The organism is Coprococcus intestinihominis (genome assembly GCF_040096555.1).
In the GTDB taxonomy this organism is placed as follows: Bacteria; Bacillota; Clostridia; order Lachnospirales; family Lachnospiraceae; genus Coprococcus_A; species Coprococcus_A intestinihominis.
This window is the reverse complement of the sequence record NZ_JBBMEK010000045.1, coordinates 1-17,351: the sequence shown is the minus strand read 5'-3', so window position 1 is coordinate 17,351 and position 17,351 is coordinate 1. Positions and strand designations below refer to the sequence as shown.

The 17,351-nt window shown below is 43.4% G+C and carries 13 protein-coding genes; 10 read left to right on the top strand and 3 right to left on the bottom strand.

Annotated elements, in window-relative coordinates; all coding sequences use genetic code 11:
• The 3 genes from WMO25_RS05460 to WMO25_RS05450 all read left to right on the top strand — a co-directional run.
• The coding region (locus WMO25_RS05460; RefSeq protein ID WP_349084490.1) for a peptide ABC transporter substrate-binding protein at window positions 1-1,618 on the top strand (1,618 nt) is incomplete at its 5' end.
• A 422-nt stretch (window positions 1,619-2,040) separates the two neighbouring features.
• The gene (locus tag WMO25_RS05455; RefSeq protein ID WP_349084489.1) at window positions 2,041-3,645 is read left to right on the top strand and encodes an ATP-binding protein; all 1,605 of its coding nucleotides are present in this window, start codon (window positions 2,041-2,043) and stop codon (window positions 3,643-3,645) included.
• 191 nt (window positions 3,646-3,836) lie between these two features.
• A complete protein-coding gene (locus WMO25_RS05450; protein WP_349084487.1) occupies window positions 3,837-4,340 on the top strand; it encodes a hypothetical protein in 504 nt (167 codons plus the stop codon).
• 144 nt (window positions 4,341-4,484) lie between these two features.
• On the opposite strand, the gene WMO25_RS05445 is transcribed toward WMO25_RS05450, so the two are convergent.
• Window positions 4,485-5,090, bottom strand: coding sequence for an NUDIX hydrolase (locus WMO25_RS05445; RefSeq protein ID WP_349084486.1), 606 nt, complete (start codon window positions 5,088-5,090; stop codon window positions 4,485-4,487).
• A gap of 205 nt (window positions 5,091-5,295) precedes the next feature.
• Here WMO25_RS05445 and WMO25_RS05440 point away from each other — a divergent pair, with 205 nt between their 5' ends.
• The 3 genes from WMO25_RS05440 to WMO25_RS05430 all read left to right on the top strand — a co-directional run bounded on the left by WMO25_RS05440 (window position 5,296) and on the right by WMO25_RS05430 (window position 11,832).
• Window positions 5,296-5,736, top strand: coding sequence for a DUF2798 domain-containing protein (locus tag WMO25_RS05440; protein WP_349084484.1), 441 nt, complete (start codon window positions 5,296-5,298; stop codon window positions 5,734-5,736).
• Window positions 5,737-6,207: 471 nt separating this feature from the next.
• Window positions 6,208-9,357 carry an isoleucine--tRNA ligase gene (ileS, locus tag WMO25_RS05435; protein WP_015514958.1) on the top strand — a complete coding sequence of 1,050 codons (3,150 nt, stop codon included), beginning with the start codon at window positions 6,208-6,210 and terminating at the stop codon, window positions 9,355-9,357.
• The gene (locus tag WMO25_RS05430; RefSeq protein WP_349084483.1) at window positions 9,358-11,832 is read left to right on the top strand and encodes a glycogen/starch/alpha-glucan phosphorylase; all 2,475 of its coding nucleotides are present in this window, start codon (window positions 9,358-9,360) and stop codon (window positions 11,830-11,832) included.
• A 77-nt stretch (window positions 11,833-11,909) separates the two neighbouring features.
• On the opposite strand, the gene WMO25_RS05425 is transcribed toward WMO25_RS05430, so the two are convergent.
• Both WMO25_RS05425 and WMO25_RS05420 read right to left on the bottom strand, forming a co-directional pair.
• Window positions 11,910-12,125, bottom strand: coding sequence for a hypothetical protein (locus WMO25_RS05425; protein WP_349084482.1), 216 nt, complete (start codon window positions 12,123-12,125; stop codon window positions 11,910-11,912).
• Window positions 12,126-12,153: 28 nt separating this feature from the next.
• Entirely contained in the window at window positions 12,154-13,119 is a 966-nt protein-coding gene (locus tag WMO25_RS05420) for a hypothetical protein (protein ID WP_253058997.1), read from the bottom strand.
• A gap of 403 nt (window positions 13,120-13,522) precedes the next feature.
• Between WMO25_RS05420 and WMO25_RS05415 the strand changes: the two genes are divergently transcribed.
• The 4 genes from WMO25_RS05415 to WMO25_RS05400 form a co-directional block, all read left to right on the top strand.
• Window positions 13,523-14,620 (top strand): AfsR/SARP family transcriptional regulator, encoded by a 1,098-nt coding sequence (locus WMO25_RS05415; RefSeq protein ID WP_349084480.1) that lies wholly within the window; start codon window positions 13,523-13,525, stop codon window positions 14,618-14,620.
• A gap of 143 nt (window positions 14,621-14,763) precedes the next feature.
• A complete protein-coding gene (locus tag WMO25_RS05410) occupies window positions 14,764-15,201 on the top strand; it encodes a hypothetical protein (protein ID WP_349084479.1) in 438 nt (145 codons plus the stop codon).
• A 437-nt stretch (window positions 15,202-15,638) separates the two neighbouring features.
• Window positions 15,639-15,836 carry a hypothetical protein gene (locus tag WMO25_RS05405; protein WP_215690351.1) on the top strand — a complete coding sequence of 66 codons (198 nt, stop codon included), beginning with the start codon at window positions 15,639-15,641 and terminating at the stop codon, window positions 15,834-15,836.
• A partial coding sequence (locus WMO25_RS05400; protein ID WP_349084478.1) for a hypothetical protein occupies window positions 15,829-17,351 on the top strand: 1,523 nt, incomplete at its 3' end. The genes WMO25_RS05405 and WMO25_RS05400, both read left to right, overlap by 8 nt.

Sequence of the window (17,351 nt, the reverse complement as noted above, 5' to 3'; positions counted from 1 at the left end):
CGGCAGCTCCGCTGCAAAAGAAACAACAGCAGCAAGCGACAACAACCAGACAACAGCAGAATCCACAGAAGCTGGCAGCACTACCGGCGAGAAAATCCTGAAAGTTCAGGTTGGTCCTGACCCGGAAACTGTTGATCCTGCACTGAATAGTGCTGTAGATGGCGGTAACATGATCCTTCATGCATTTGAAGGTCTTCTGACTCTTGATGAGAATGGCCAGTTAAAGGAAGGACAGGCAGAATCCTGGGAGACATCAGAAGATGGTCTTACATGGACATTCCACTTAAGAGATGGCCTTAAATGGTCAGACGGCACAGATCTGACAGCTAAAGACTTTGTTTACAGCTGGCAGCGTGTATGTGATCCTAATGTAGCAGCTCCATATGCTGAGACAGTTCTTGGTATGGTTAAAGGCTATGATGAAGCAATCGCAGGCGATATCACTAAACTTGATGTACAGGCTCCTGATGAGAAGACAGTTGTTGTAAATCTTGCAAATCCTTGCTCATATTTCGGCGAACTTGCAGCATTCGCAACATTGAATCCTGTTCAGCAGGCAACAGTTGAAGCAAATGGTGATGCTTGGGCAACATCTGCGGATACTTATATCTCCAATGGTCCTTTCATGATGACAGAATGGGTACCTGGATCACACATCACATTCAGCAAGAATCCTAACTACTGGAATGCTGAGGCCATCAAACTTGACAAGCTTGAGTTTGAACTGATCGAAGACCCCAACGCAGCTTACAGTGCATACACAAGTGGCGAAGTTGATATGATCAAAGACGTACCTACAGAAGAAATCCCTAGCCTTCAGGGCAATGATGATTTCCATGTAGACCCTATTATCGGTACATACTATATCAGCCTGAACCTTCAGAAAGAATATTTCCAGGATGCAAGAGTACGTAAGGCATTAAGCCTTGCAATCGATCGTAACTACGTAGCGAATACTCTGATGCAGGGTACATATTCACCTGCAAGCGCAATTGTAGGCCCTGGCTGGTTAGATACAGATGGTTCTTCATTTGCTGAAAATGCAAATGGCGGCACACCTTACATCGACAATGACAACTTCGACGCTAACCTTGAAGAAGCTAAGAAGTTACTGGAAGAAGCTGGCTATCCAAACGGCGAAGGCTTCCCACAGATCGAGTACACAACAAATGATGCAGGTTACCACAAGGTTGTAGCTGAGTACTTACAGCAGGCTTGGGCTGCAATTGGTATCGACCTTAAGGTCAACATCGTTGAATGGGCAAGTTTCACACCAATGCGTCGTAACGGCGAATTCGATGTTGCTCGTAACGGTTGGGTAGGTGACTACACAGATCCATCCAACATCCTTGAACTGTTCTGCACAACAAACGGCAACAACGATGGTAAATACACTAATGCAGACTTCGATGCAGCTATCGAAGATTCCAGAGCTACAACAGATGCGGCTACACGTTCAGCAGATCTTCACAAAGCAGAAGATACTCTGATGAATGATGCAGGTTGTATTCCAATCGCTTACTACAACGATTTCTGGCTGCAGAGCAGCAAGATCACAGGATCTTGGCATTCATCTAACGGTTTCTGGTACTTCATGTATGCAGATATCGCAGAATAAAATGTAAAGTTACAGTATAATTATTCTGTACTATGAAGGGCATTGTCCTGATGTACTTTCTTTCTGAAACAGACACAATAAAGCGTGTCAAATGTTTCAGAAAGAAAGTCACAGGACAGTGCCCTTTTTTATAGTATAAAGAAAATTATACTGTAACTTTTTGTATAAAAAGGAACTCCCTGAAAACAGCGCGCACCCGCACGAAATGTTTTCAGGGGGGATTTTTCATAACAGGCGTTAAAGAATATACTTGAGCTGAACCTGTTTGGTGGCTGCACGGGTGTCGAAGATAGTCGAAATATTGTGGGCTTGAAGCTATGGGCAGATGAAAATGGATATGGTAAAATGTACTATATAATATATTGCTGCGAAAGATGAGGATTTACATAGAAATAGGACAGGGATGATAGAGGGGAGATTATATGACGATTGAAGAAGTATTGTCTGCTGAAGAAACGCAGATATTTGACCGAAAGAGTATTCATATAGATCCGAAAGCGTTGGCGATACCTATTATTGCATTTGCGAATGCGGATGGCGGTACAGTAGCCATTGGAATTTCGGATAAGACACGAAGAGTTGAGGGCATTGACGATGAGACAGGGAAAGTCAATGAACTTTTGAGAGTACCTTTTGATTTTTGTGTACCGACGGTGAAGGCAGAAGTAGAGAAGGTACCATGTACTGATTTTAAAGGCAGAGCAAATCATGTATTGCTTATGCATGTTGAGCCCAGCATGGAAGTGCATGCGAATCAGGCAGATGAAGTTTTTATGCGAGTGGGAGACAAGTCGAAGAAGCTTTCTTTTGATGAACGTATGCAGTTGATGTATGATAAAGGGGAACGTTTTTTTGAAGACAAACCGGTTCCGGATGCAGATATAGATGATATAGATATGAATTTTGTCAAAGCTTATATTGATAAAGTTGGGTATTCTAAATCTCCGATGGAATATTTGTTGGAGAATAAGGGATTTGCGAAAGAGAAGAATCATTCGTTCCAGGTAAGCACAGCAGCTATTTTGTTGTTTGGCAAGAATCCACAGTTATATTTCCCAAGAGCGCGCGTACGATTTATTCGTTATGAGGGAATTCGGGAATGTGTGGGCGCTCAGATGAATGTTATTAAAGATGTCATTTTTGAGGGGAATATTTTAAATATGCTGACGAAGGCCATTTCCTATTTGGATACGCAGATTAAGGAGAAAACCTATCTTGGTGCAGACGGATTGTTTGTGACAGAAGAAGAATACCCGAAGTTTGTTCGTCAGGAGATCATTGTTAATGCTATTACACATCGTGATTACAGTATTCGTGGAACAGATATTCAGATTAAAATGTTTGACGACAGGATCGTTGTGGAGAGCCCGGGCAGATTACCGGGTCTTGTTAAGGCTGGAAATATCCGGCATACTCATTTTTCAAGAAACCCGAAGATAGCAGAATTTTTGAGAGACTACAATTTTGTCAAGGAATATGGTGAAGGTGTAGATCGGATGTGCAGGGAATTGGAAGCGGCCGGGTTACAGAGCCCTGAGTACAGACTGAATGCATTTATGCTGCAGGCAACCATTCGTAATCGTTTAGCGTCAGAAGGAAAAGCTGTGTTTGAGGCAGAAAACCACGGTTTGGTGAGAGAAAAACCATTGTTTGAAGAGAAAAATCACGGTTTGGTGAGAGAAAAACCACTGTTTGAAGCGAACAATGATGGTTTCGCGAATGAAAAATCAATGCCTGAGCAGAAAGCACAGCTATTGGAAATAGTCATAAATGCGGTAGAAGACAAAACGATTTCATCTACGATTGCCGGGAATGTCAAAGAGGTCCTTGAAACATTTGCCTTTGATCAGATATTTGGGCGCAAAGAAATAAAAAGTGCATTACACTATGGAGATTATAGAGCCGGAAGTACAATTGAGATCATGCATCAATTGGAACTTATCGAGCCTGTGAAGGGGCATGGAAAGGGCAAATACAGAATAAAATGTAAACGGTTCAGTTTTTATAACTTAAATCGCTTACCATAAGTAAAACCCTTTGAAAACAACGTGCATTCGCACGAAACGTTTTCAAAGGGTTTTTTCATGGTGAGGCGAAAAAGAATCGAAAGAGCTGAATCGCATTTTTGAGAGAGGGAAGAAGATTTTATTGCATAAGATTTATGACATGGATATAATATAGTTACAGGGTTCCTCTAATATGTAGGGGGAATTGGTGAATGAAGAAGACATTTCAGGAGTTAACGATTAAGGAACCATTTGGAGACCGGCTTTACCGTTATACGATTTGTAATCATTGCAAAGAGAACGATAAGGATGTCGACGATGGCGATTACACCATATGGTTGAGTAGTAAAGGGAACAATGTTTCAGAAGAATCTGGTGAATTGGTCAAATTTTTACAGTATGTTGAAGATCCAGAAAAAGAATCAGATTCAGAAGGAGAATTTGTAAAATCACTAAAAGAGCAGATTGCCGCAATCAAAAGAAATCGAGAATGGGAGGGGCGCTTTATGCTGTTAGAAGAAATGATTGCAGATGAGAGAGAAGAAGCAATGGCTGAAGGTCATGCGAAGGGACTTGCTGAGGGCGAACAGCTCACTTTGCAAAAAATGAATCGTCTGACACAGCTGTTGGCCAAACAGAATCGAATTGATGACCTGGTCAAAGCGGCTAATGATGCGGATTATCAGGAACAGTTATTTAAAGAATTTCACTTATAATAATAGAGAAAGAATATACAAATTCGTACTGTCACTTTTTTATAAGGTTTCAGACAGACAACAGAAAACAGATGGGGGATGAAACGTTTCGCACGGGTGTGCGTTGTTTCATCCCCCATCTGTTTTCTATGTCTGTCGTAAATCTTAAATCTCTTCAATTCGGCTGTCGATATATGGTTCTACGACGTCTACAAATTCGTCTTTCCTCAGCCACCATTCATCGGTGCTGCTCTCTTTGAGATAAACATCATCCAGTGAGTAAAGTTTGATGGTGTTCTGCTTGCCGTGGATGAGCTGGCGGAAGTCTTCGAAACGGACTTTGACGATTTCTTCTGTATCCGGCATGATGAAAAGTGCCTTGGCTGTGAAGATGGCGAAGACCTGAACAAGGGCATTGTCATGGTAGTCGCCGACGTCAATCTGCTGATGGGTGCTGCCCACATGGATAATGTCCTCTTTGGATTTCTTCAGTCCGCGGTAGTATTCCAGACTGTCAACGATGGCTTCTTCATAGCTTTCATCAGGATCAAAATGTGTTGTCTGGATCAGGTCGTATTTGCCGGGATAAAGTTCGCGGTCAAGTGAACGCTTTTGAATCATGATATAAGTATCATCTTCCGTTGGCTGGAACATCCATACATGGGCAACCTGATGAAGCAGGCCTTGAGTATGTACTTCCTCGCGGGTGGCACGTCCAATGTTGTTCAGATCCTGGTCGTAAATTTTAAGAATGTCGTCTCCTCTATACATATTAATTCCGATCTCCTCAATGAATAAACATAATGAAATAAAATGGGGATTAATTCCCCATAGCTATTATAATATTCCGACAAAAATTTACAAGTCATTTTATGAACAAAATACAGAAAAATTTTTGGGTATTTTCCCATATGGACAGAATTTAGTAAAGATGCACAGAAAGGACGGGCAATGGAGGAATACAAATAGAAATCTGATGGCCTTTTTGATGGTCTATGCCATGATCTGCTATAATATTTCATTGAATATCGGTGGCATGACGAATCAGGTATTCCTGATGGCATTTGGCGAAATGAAGATTATGTGGCCTGCAGCTATCATTCTGGAATTCTTTGTTGTTGAGAAGCTGTCAACTATGTTAGCTTTTAGAATTGTGTCACCTCAGGATAAGCCGATTTTCATTACACTGGCGATCTCATCTATGATCGTTTGTCTGATGTGCCCGATGATGAGTTTTATTGCAACATTACTTTTTAAGAACGCAGGCAGCAACTTTATTGCGGTATGGTTCCAGACAACAGTGATGAATTTCCCGATGGCACTTTGCTGGCAGATTTTTGGTGCCGGTCCTCTTGGCCGACTGATTTTCAGAACAGTGATGAAAGCTATCTCTGTATACAAAACAGGGGATTTTTGATTTTAAAGGTTGACAGACCAAAGTCTTTGTACTATGATTACATAGTGGATAAAGACGAAGACAGAGACAGTAGCTCCGTATGAAAGTTTCAGAGAGTCGGCGGCAGGTGTGAGCCGATACGAGTAGCATGGATGTGAAGATCACTCCTGAGTTGCAGGCTGACAGGCCGACATATTCTGACACTGAGCAGGGTTATGACACACTGAGTGTGGTTATGAGCTGAGCAAGGTTACGAGATACAGGTCAGAAGAGATGCCGGATGCCGGGTAAGCTGTGCCGGATTTTCCTCCGTTACAGGGAACGCATATGTCAGTATGTCGTATAGGTGGTTTAATGAATACAAGCTTTCATTCCTATTCGGAGTGGAAGCTTTTTTTGTTGAACAACTGCGCCGGGCGCATGAATGTGCCAGGGCACATTCTATTTAAACCATAGGAATCTACTTTGCTTTTTATATAAGGAGGAAACAAGATGTATGACAAAGTAAGTGCCAATCAGAATTTTGTTGAGAGAGAGCAGAAAATCGAGAAATTCTGGGCCGACAACATGATTTTTGAAAAGAGTATTGAACTGAGACAGCACAGTCCTGAATTTACTTTCTATGATGGACCGCCAACAGCCAATGGCAAGCCGCATATCGGCCATGTGCTGACCCGTGTTATCAAAGATATGATTCCAAGATACAAGACAATGAAGGGCTATAAGGTGCCGCGTAAAGCCGGCTGGGATACACACGGTCTGCCGGTTGAGCTGGAAGTTGAGAAGATGCTTGGTCTGGACGGCAAGGATCAGATCGAAGCTTACGGTATGGAACCGTTTATCCAGCATTGTAAGGACAGCGTCTGGAAATACAAAGGCATGTGGGAAGAATTCTCCGATGCCGTTGGTTTCTGGGCAGATATGGAGCATCCGTATGTTACGTACGACAACAACTATATAGAATCCGAATGGTGGGCACTGAAGCAGATCTGGGACAAGAAGCTCCTTTACAAAGGTTACAAGATCGTTCCTTACTGCCCTCGCTGCGGAACACCGCTTTCAAGCCATGAAGTTGCACAGGGTTATAAAGATGTCAAAGAAAGATCTGCCATTGCACGTTTCAAGGTAAAAGGCGAAGACGCTTATATCCTCGCATGGACAACAACACCTTGGACACTGCCTTCCAACGTTGCACTTTGTGTTAATCCTGATGAGACTTACATCAAAGTTAAGATGAAAGAGGAAGATTATGTGTACTATCTGGCACAGGCACTGGCTGATACAGTTCTTGGCGAAGGCACATACGACGTTCTGGAGACATATAAAGGTACAGACCTTGAATATAAAGAATACGAAGCCCTTTATCCTGTTGAGACAAAGAAGAAAGCTTACTATGTTGTCTGCGACAGCTACGTTACCATGACAGATGGTACAGGTGTTGTTCATATCGCACCTGCATTTGGTGAAGACGACAGCAAGGTCGGCAGAAAATACGACCTGCCATTTTTACAGATGGTAGATGAAAACGGTATGATGACAAAGGAAACAAAGTGGGCCGGTCATTCCTGTATCAAGAGAGTAGATCTGGAAGGTGAAAACGGCGTATCTCCTGAAGTTATCAAAGACCTGAAGGAGAGAGGACTCCTGTTCTCCGCACCGAACTTTGAGCATAGCTATCCACACTGCTGGAGATGTGATACACCGCTGATCTACTATGCACGCGAATCCTGGTTCATCAAGATGACAGCTGTCAAGGATGACCTGATCCGCAACAACAACACAGTCAACTGGATCCCTGAGAGCATCGGTAAAGGCCGTTTCGGCAACTGGCTTGAGAATATCCAGGACTGGGGTATCAGCCGTAACCGTTACTGGGGTACACCATTAAATGTATGGGAATGTGAATGCGGATGCCAGCATGCCATCGGCAGCATTGCAGAATTGAAGAGTATGTCCGACAACTGCCCGGATGATATCGAACTGCACCGTCCATTCATTGACGCTGTTACCATCAAGTGTCCGGAATGCGGCAAGGAAATGCATCGTGTACCGGAGGTTATCGACTGCTGGTTTGACTCCGGTTCTATGCCATTTGCACAGCATCATTATCCATTTGAGAATGAGAAACTGTTCAAAGAACAGTATCCTGCAGACTTTATTTCAGAGGCCGTTGACCAGACAAGAGGATGGTTCTATTCTCTGATGGCAATCTCCACACTGCTGTTCAACCAGTCTCCATTCAGAAATGTTATCGTTCTGGGGCATGTACAGGATGAAAACGGTCAGAAGATGAGTAAGTCCAAGGGCAATGCGGTTGATCCGATGGAAGCTTTGAGAGAATACGGCGCAGATGCGATCCGCTGGTATTTCTATTCCAACTCCGCACCATGGCTGCCGAACCGTTTCCACAAGAAAGCCGTTCTTGAAGGCCGCAGCAAGTTTATGGGAACACTGTATAATACGTATGCATTCTATGTACTGTATGCTGAGATCGACCAGTTTGATCCGATGAAATATACACTGGATTACGGCAAATTATCTGTTATGGATAAATGGCTTTTATCCAAACTGAATTCTACAGTGAAGGCCGTTGACGCCAACCTGGCTGCTTACAAGATCCCTGAAACAGCCAAAGTCCTGCAGGAATTTGTGGATGATATGAGCAACTGGTATGTCAGAAGAAGCCGTGAAAGATTCTGGGCAAAGGGCATGGAGCAGGATAAGATCAATGCTTACATGACACTTTACACAGCACTAGTTACAATCTGTAAGGCTGCTGCACCGATGATCCCATTCATGACAGAAGAAATCTACAGAAACATCGTTGTGAATGTAGATAAGAATGCGCCGGAAAGTATCCATTTCTGTGACTTCCCTGAAGTGAATGAAGAATGGATCGATACAAAGCTTGAAGAAGACATGGATCATGTTCTCCAGATCGTTGTACAGGGCCGTGCCTGCAGAAATACAGCCAACATCAAGAACAGACAGCCGATTGGCAAGATGTATGTCAAGGCTGCATTTGAACTGTCTGATTTCTACAAAGACATTATTGCAGATGAATTAAATGTCAAAGAAGTTGTCTTCACAGATGACGTCAGCGCATTTACATCTTACAGCTTTAAACCGCAGCTGCGTACAGTTGGTCCGAAATACGGCAAGAAACTGAATGCCATCAGACAGTATCTTGGCAGTGTTGACGGCAACGCAGCCATGAACGAACTGAAGACAACAGGCAAACTGACATTTGATGCAGATGGTGATCAGGTCGAACTTCTGGAAGAAGATCTGCTGATCGATGCCGCACAGATGCCGGGTTATGTTTCCGATACAGAGTACGAGACAACCGTTGTCCTTGATACCAATCTGACACCTGAACTGGTAGAAGAAGGCTTTGTCCGTGAGATTATTTCCAAGATCCAGACCATGCGTAAAGAAGCCGGATTCGAAGTTATGGATCATATTCGTGTTTATTTTGCTCAAAATGATAAGATCAAAACTCTGGTTGACAGCAACAATGCCGAAATCAAAGATGAAGTATTGGCAAATGAAATCTGCTTTGATACAATCAAGGGGTATAATAAAGAGTGGAATATCAACGGCGAAACCGTTGTGATCGGTGTAGAAAAGGAGAATGCCTGAATGAGTGATATAGCAGCAGTTGGTGAAAAGAGTGTATTCGAACCATTTGATAAAGAAGCATTTAAGAAGGAAATTCTGAACAATATCAAGTATCTGTTCAGAAAGACACCTGAAACAGCCAGCCAGCAGGAGATTTTCCAGGCGGTGGCTTATGCATCAAAGGATATGATCATTGATGAGTGGCTGAATGCCCACAAGGAATACGAGAAACAGGATGCCAAGACCGTTTATTATCTGTCTATGGAGTTCCTGATGGGCCGTGCCCTGGGCAACAATCTGATCAATCTCTGCTGTTATAAGGAAGTGGCAGAAGTCCTGCAGGAGATGGGACTGGATATCAATGTCGTGGAAGACCAGGAGCCGGATGCGGCTCTTGGCAATGGCGGCCTTGGTCGTCTGGCGGCCTGCTTCATTGAATCCCTGTCCACATTGAATTATCCGGCTTACGGCTGTACTATTCGTTATAAATACGGTATGTTCAAGCAGCAGATCGTGAACGGTGAGCAGGTAGAGATCCCGGATGACTGGCTCAAGAACGGCAATCCATTTGAGATTAAGCGTCCGGAATATTCTCAGGAGATCAAATTCGGCGGTTATGTCAGAATTGAATACAATGAGAAACTTGGGCGCAACGTGTATGTTCAGGACGGCTATCAGTCTGTCATGGCTGTGCCTTATGATCTGCCGGTTGTGGGATACAACAACGGTATTGTCAATTCCCTGAGAATCTGGGATGCAGAGCCGCTGGTACAGTTCAATCTGGATTCCTTTGACAAGGGTGATTATCAGAAAGCGGTTGAGCAGGAGAATCTGGCCAAGAGTATTGTGGAAGTCCTTTACCCGAATGATAATCATTACAGCGGTAAGGAACTGCGTCTGAAACAGCAGTATTTCTTCGTATCAGCCAGCCTGCAGCAGGTGATCAAGAAGTTTAAGGCAACACATGATGACATCCATCAGCTGCCGGATAAGGTTGTTTTCCAGCTGAATGATACCCATCCGACGGTTACTGTGCCTGAATTGATGCGTATTTTGATCGATGAGGAGAATCTGGAATGGGATGATGCATGGGATATCACATCAAGATGCTGTGCTTATACGAACCACACCATCATGGCTGAAGCCCTTGAAAAATGGCCGGTTGACCTGTTTATGCGTCTGCTGCCGAGAGTTTATCAGATCGTGGAAGAGATTAACCGTCGTTTCCTGATCCAGGTTGAAGAGAAGTATCCGAACCAGTATGACAAGATCCGCAATATGGCAATCCTCTATGAAGGTCAGGTGCGTATGGCGAATATGGCGATCATTGCAGGCTTCTCTGTCAATGGTGTAGCCAGACTGCATACACAGATCCTGGAAGAAAGAGAACTGCATGATTTCTATGAGATGATGCCTGAGAAGTTCAACAACAAGACAAACGGTATCACTCAGAGACGTTTCCTGCTTCATGCGAATCCGCTGCTGGCACAGTGGGTAACAGATAAGCTTGGTACAGACGAATGGATCACGAATCTGCCATTGCTGAAAGGCCTGGCCCCGCTGGCGGATGATTCCAGAGCCCGCAAGGAATTCCAGGAGATCAAGTATCAGAATAAGCTGCGTCTGGCCAAATATATCAAAGAGCATAATGGTATCGATATCAATCCGGATTCCATTTTTGATGTACAGGTCAAGCGTCTGCATGAATATAAGCGTCAGCTGATGAATATTATGCACATTATGTATCTGTACAATCAGCTGAAAGACAATCCGGATATGAAGTTCTATCCGACAACATTTATCTTCGGTGCCAAGGCTGCAGCGGGTTATAAGACAGCCAAACAGACTATCAAACTGATCAATGCTGTTGCGGATGTGATCAACAATGATCCGGCTGTCAATGACAAGATGAAAGTTGTCTTCATTGAGAACTACTGTGTGTCCAATGCAGAGATCATCTTTGCAGCCAGCAACGTTTCAGAGCAGATTTCAACAGCCAGCAAGGAAGCTTCCGGTACAGGCAACATGAAATTCATGCTGAACGGTGCCATTACACTGGGTACAATGGACGGTGCCAACGTGGAGATCGTTGAGGAAGTCGGCAGCGAGAATGCCTTTATCTTCGGTATGAGCTCCGATGAAGTTATGGGCTATGAAGCCAACGGCGGTTATAATCCGAGAGAGATCTATGAGCAGGATGCAGATATCCACAGAGTCATGGATCAGATGGTGGACGGCACATATTCCAATGGCGATACAGAGACTTTCCGTGAGCTGTTCAATTCTCTGATCAACCAGGATGTTTACTTCATTCTGAAAGACTTCAGATCTTATGCCGAGGCACGTGCGAAGATCAATGAAGCTTACAGAGACAGCAAGGCCTGGAACAGAATGGCCATTCTCAATACAGCATGCTCCGGCAAGTTCTCCTCTGACAGAACCATTGAAGAGTATGTAAGAGATATCTGGCACTTGAAAAAAGTATTTGTGAAATAAAAATTCAACTATTAAATCCCTGCCAAAGCAGTCCAAAGACTGAGTTGGCAGGGATTTGTATTAGGGTTAAGTGTGCTTTAGAGTGCGCGGATGGCTTCTTCAGTAAGTCCGGTCTCAGCGGCAATCTGTGCGATTGGTGTATGCCTTGCTAATAATTGGTAAGCTGAGATGATACGGTCTTTCTCGGCAAGCTTTTCTGTAAGTTCTTTGGCATGCTTGGCGTGTTTGGCGTTTAGTTCTTTAGTAACTCTTGCGGCGGTTCTTTCTTCAATGCCTTCACCTAAATTGGACATAATATAGTTGCCTTTCTTTATAGTATAATCAGTGTAAAGATACAATGGAGTTATTGATAATCTCTTCAATTTCAGAAATATTTTTCTTAGTTACTGTAGCGATTAGTTCTAAGTTACATCCATTTTGATACATATCCAGAATAACTTCTTTCTTTGTTTTTTCAATGGCTCTTTCCTCAATTCCTTCACCTAAATTACACATATCGTTCACTCCTTCCTCTAACTCTACGCTTAATGGAATATGGTATTCGGTTTCTATGATTGCAAGTTTCTGTGTTACGGTCAATTCTGCAGATAACAAGGTGCCGATCAGGCGATGTAATTCATACTGCTCTTCCTGAGGCGGTAATTCGCGGCCAATGCCGAGCAAGACGATGTTCAATAAGTCGAGATGACCGTTCCAGTTATAATGTTCGAGAATGTCTTCCTTGGTGAGGTGGACATAGCTCATGCTGTTGGACGGCATGTTCATACACAACCAGATACTGAATACACGCTTCATATCATTGTAATTCTGATGGACGAAATCTCTTCCTTTTTGTGAGGAGACCATGCGGCTGACATAGAAGATCGCCCTGTTCAGAAGAAAGTACTGGGTGGGCTCGTCTTTCTGAATTTCGATGTTGATGATAACCTGTGCAAGGCCATCCTTCATACGTACATAAAAAATGATATCAAACCGGATCATACCTTCATTGATCTCGCTGTGTTCGGTATTCAGACCGGCGAGCCGATGGTCAGATACATAGGGGGTACTTGCGTCAGTGGGTCTGGCTGCATTCGTCATACCGGGGTCAACGGGGACGATGCCTACCTTGGGATCGCCTTCGATGTGGGCAACAATATCTTCTGGCTTCATATCTCTGAATTCATCGACTGTTTTGGCAAGTATATGGGCTAATATAATCTTCTGTGCGATCAGACGCTTGGCGTATTCATCATACTGCGCTTTGTCATTGGCGGCTGCAACAGTGTTCGCAATTGCTGTATTCATATCGGTATTCCTCCCTCTGTTCTCTGGGGATTCAGTATCTTCGGATATCGTTCGGATCAAACAGAGTGTACCAATCTATCCTTATTATATCCAAGAGAATTTATGGAATCAACCCAAAATGAGTATGTAATCGTGCATCAACGTTGATAGATTCATTATAAAGTAACAATAAAATCTTAACAAATATCAATGTTCGACAATGTCCGACAATTCGACGTTAAAAATCGACAAAAATGGACAGAAAGTCGAGCAGTTTTAGGTGGATTTTAACTGTACAAATATTGACAAAGACCTTAGAAAAGGGTTATCATTTTGTTATGAATGTAGGGGATAAGCTGATACGGAGATGGCGGAATACCGTGCGTTATAGATTGTATGAAGAGATCAGAGGAGTGTGGCGCGTATGAAAGACAATTTGCCGATATTGGAGGTAAAGGCCCTGGGCGGCTTTTCGATGAGATATGGAGAGAAAACGATTTCGATTGGCAGTGGGAAATCGACAAAGGCAGTGAAGCTTTTGCAGATTCTGGTATGCAGCGAGGGACGTACTGTTTCCAGAGAACGATTGTTGGATATGTTGTATGGGAATGAAGATATCACGGATGCTGCGAATAATCTGCGCGTGACTACATTTCGCCTGAAGAAGATGCTGGTGACGGCGGGGCTTCCTCAGTATGATTATATACAGATCAAGAGCGGCATGTATTCCTTTGCTGCACCGATGGAAGTGGTGCTGGATGCAGACGGGTTTGTGTCACTGTGCGACCAGGCAGATGAGGCGGAGAATGCCGAAGAGAAGATCGATCTGCTGAAGAAGGCCTGCCAGTTATACGGCGGGGATTATCTTCCGGATTTTATCTGTGACGGTGTGATCCTGGCGAAGAATTCTAATTACAAAGAGAAATATACAAATGCATTGAATACATTGTGCGAATTACTGATGGACAGAGGCGAATATGAGACAGCCATTGAAGCCTGTGAACCGGCCTGCAGAATGTATCCCTTCGATGAGTGGCAGGCTATTCAGATCGACTGCCTCATGCGCATGAAGAAATACGATGAGGCTCTGAAGGAGTATGAGAATACGGCCAAGATGTTTGTGGATGAGTTGGGAGTGTATCCGTCAGAACGAATGATGAAGCTTTTTGAGCAGATGAACGGGCGGATGAACTTCAAGACCCAGTCGCTGCCGGAGATGGAGAAGCGTCTTAAGGAGACGGACAAGAGCAGCGGGGCTTATTTCTGCAGCCTTCCGGGGTTCCGTGATACATACCGCTTACTGGCCAGAATCGTAGAACGCAACGGTCAGTCCGTTTATCTGATGCTCTGCAGTATTACCAACGGCAAAGGGCAGCCGATGAAGAATGAGGAACGGCTGGATATGATGGGCAAGGAGCTGCAGGACACACTGGCGCATTGCCTGAGAAGAGGTGATTCTTATACACGGTACAGTAAGTCACAGTATTTGCTGCTCCTGGTGGGAACCAACAGAGAGAACTGAAGTCTGATTTTTGAGAGAATCCAGAAGTATTTCTCAAGAGAGCATAAGACCTGGAGTAAGTATCTGGAGTATGCGGTATCATCCGTGGCGGACAGCGGATTTAATAGTGAAGATAATGAGAATAAATGGAAATGGGGCAAAACATGGGACAAGTAGTAAGACAGCAGAATTTCCAGCGTTCTCCCAATCTGATCAGTATTTGCGTGGATGAGATTCGGAATGGTGAATTGTCAGGGCGTCTGTATCATTGCTACAGCGAAGAAGCCTGTCCTTTCTCAAATGTGGCTCATCTGATCGAGTTGGCAGAGAATCTATTTGACCAGATTAAGTTTCCGCAGGCATCGACACAGATGCGGACATTTACAGAAAAGAGCCGGAAGACGGTACAGCCGCCTGAGAAGAAGAAATCAGCAGAAGAGCTTGAGAAGGAGCGCGGCAAAAAGGGGACGATGTTGCTGTACGTGCAGTATCGTCAGCGGTCAACCTGGCAGGGCATGGTCAAATGGGTAGAAGGCGATCAAGAGTGGAAATTCTTCAGTGAATTGGAACTTTTTAAGATTATTAATCAGGCGATACAGTAATAAAGCCAACAGAACGAATGAAATAACAGACATTGATAAGCAGAGGGTTTACTAAATCTTCTTCGACATGACAAAACGACAAAGAGGCGGACATCCGGATTGATTAAAGGATGCGCCTCTTTTTGTGTTCAGAAGGGGAAACAGGGCAACCTTCCGGATGTAAAAAAGACAGATAGAATTAGGATGATTTCAGGAATATTACGTCATGCACCCGCATATAATGGTTGAGATGACGGATCGGCCGAACATTACACAAAATATAATCGTCACAATGTCGAATAATGAAATAATCATTGAAATATGTCGGAAAAATGCATTAAGGGAAAATTAAAAAAGCTGCAAAAAATGTAGATTTGTAATGGTTGGCGTAATGGGTGATTCGCTATAATAAAACTACAATAACGGAGTAATCCAGAAAGGACGATGAAGGTACTGTCATGAAAGGAAGAGCGAAGAAAGCAGATACATTTCTGGTCAAGATTATGGATCATGAGCATGCAACATGGCAAGGGAAAGTGACATGGATTGAAGGACAACGTGAACAGTACTTCAGAAGTGCACTGGAACTCATCAAACTGATAGATGACGCTGTTGAGAAAGAGCAGGAAATGGAAGGAGGAAATGATGTTGAGTAAGTTTAATAATAAGAAGCATAGACGATTGACAGCTTTGTTGCTGTGTGTAGCATTGATGCTTGGCAGTGTAACCTCTGTTTCCGCAGATATCTCTGCAGCAGATTCAGAGACAGAAGTTCAGAATTATGCAGAAGAGCCGACGACAGAAGCGGTTTCCTATGGGGCACCGGAGGCTCAGACAGAAGTTCAGGAAGGGGCACCTGTTGCAGAGGAGACAGAAGCACCTGCAGCAGATACTCAGCAGACAGAGGCACATACCGAAGCTGCAACAGAAGCACATACAGAGACAGCAGCTGAGACAACAGAAACAGCAACTGAGAAGGTTTGGACTGCACAGGTTGGAAATGCAACTGTTAAAGTAACAGGTACAGAGGGAGCTCTTCCGGAAGATGCGCAGTTAAGGGTTAATGAAATCACTGCCGGCAATGGTAAGGAAGAAATTGAGAATGCTGTTGCTGAACAGATGGCTGATAATAAAGAAGAAGCTTCCATACAGAATGTTCTGGCATATGATATCAAGTTTATCCAGAATGGTCAGGAAGTGCAGCCGTCAATGCCGGTACAGGTCAGTGTAGATTCACCGGAGATTGCTTCTGATGAAGAAACAGCTGTATACCATGTCGATGACAATAATAATGTGGAAGACATGGATGGTACTGTGGATGCAGAAGGTAATGTTGTATTTGAAGCCCCGCATTTCTCTACTTACGTTATTATTAATAAGGGCTCAAGCAATATTACTGTTACACTGCAGCATTATGATAACGCCAGCAAGAAAAAACTTTATTCGGATGAGGCAGTCCCATTAAGTATAGGCAGTAAGATTAATAACTACTGTAAGAGCGGTAACTATGATGTTACTGAGGTGGATGAGATTACATACACTACAGATGGTAAAGAAGTTCAAACAAAGCTGGATGATAAAGATAATATTACAGCAATGAAGAGCACCACTTATCGTATTTACTATACACCAAATACCGGAACTACGACCGGTGATGTTACATTATGGGATTATGATGGAATCAATAATACTTCAAGGGGGATTAATAGAAATTCTAATTATACTGACACAGAAGGTAAAACCCCTCGTTTAATAATGGGAGTTAAAGAAAAAAATAATAATCTCTTTAAGTCTAAGAAGTATACAGATGCAACAGGAACCAATGATTTAAATGCAAATGTATGTAACTATGGCGGGAATACGAATAATAAAGGAACACTTGGACTTGTAACAGGGCTATCGGATGACTACAGTACGGTTTTGTGGAGTTGTGATCAGCCAGGATTCTTTACCGAAACTAATGCTAGTAGTGAATCTGGTAAAACAGTCTATAAAGATTATGACTTGGAGTTCAATCGTACAGGTAATTCATATACGCTGGCGAATGTAATTACACCTACTGGTGATAAGAAACATTCGGGTGCTGGTTTTTGGCCATTTGGTGACGATCAATACTATTTCGGTATGCGTTATGATGTGACTTTCAAACTGGGTGATTATGTCGGTGATTT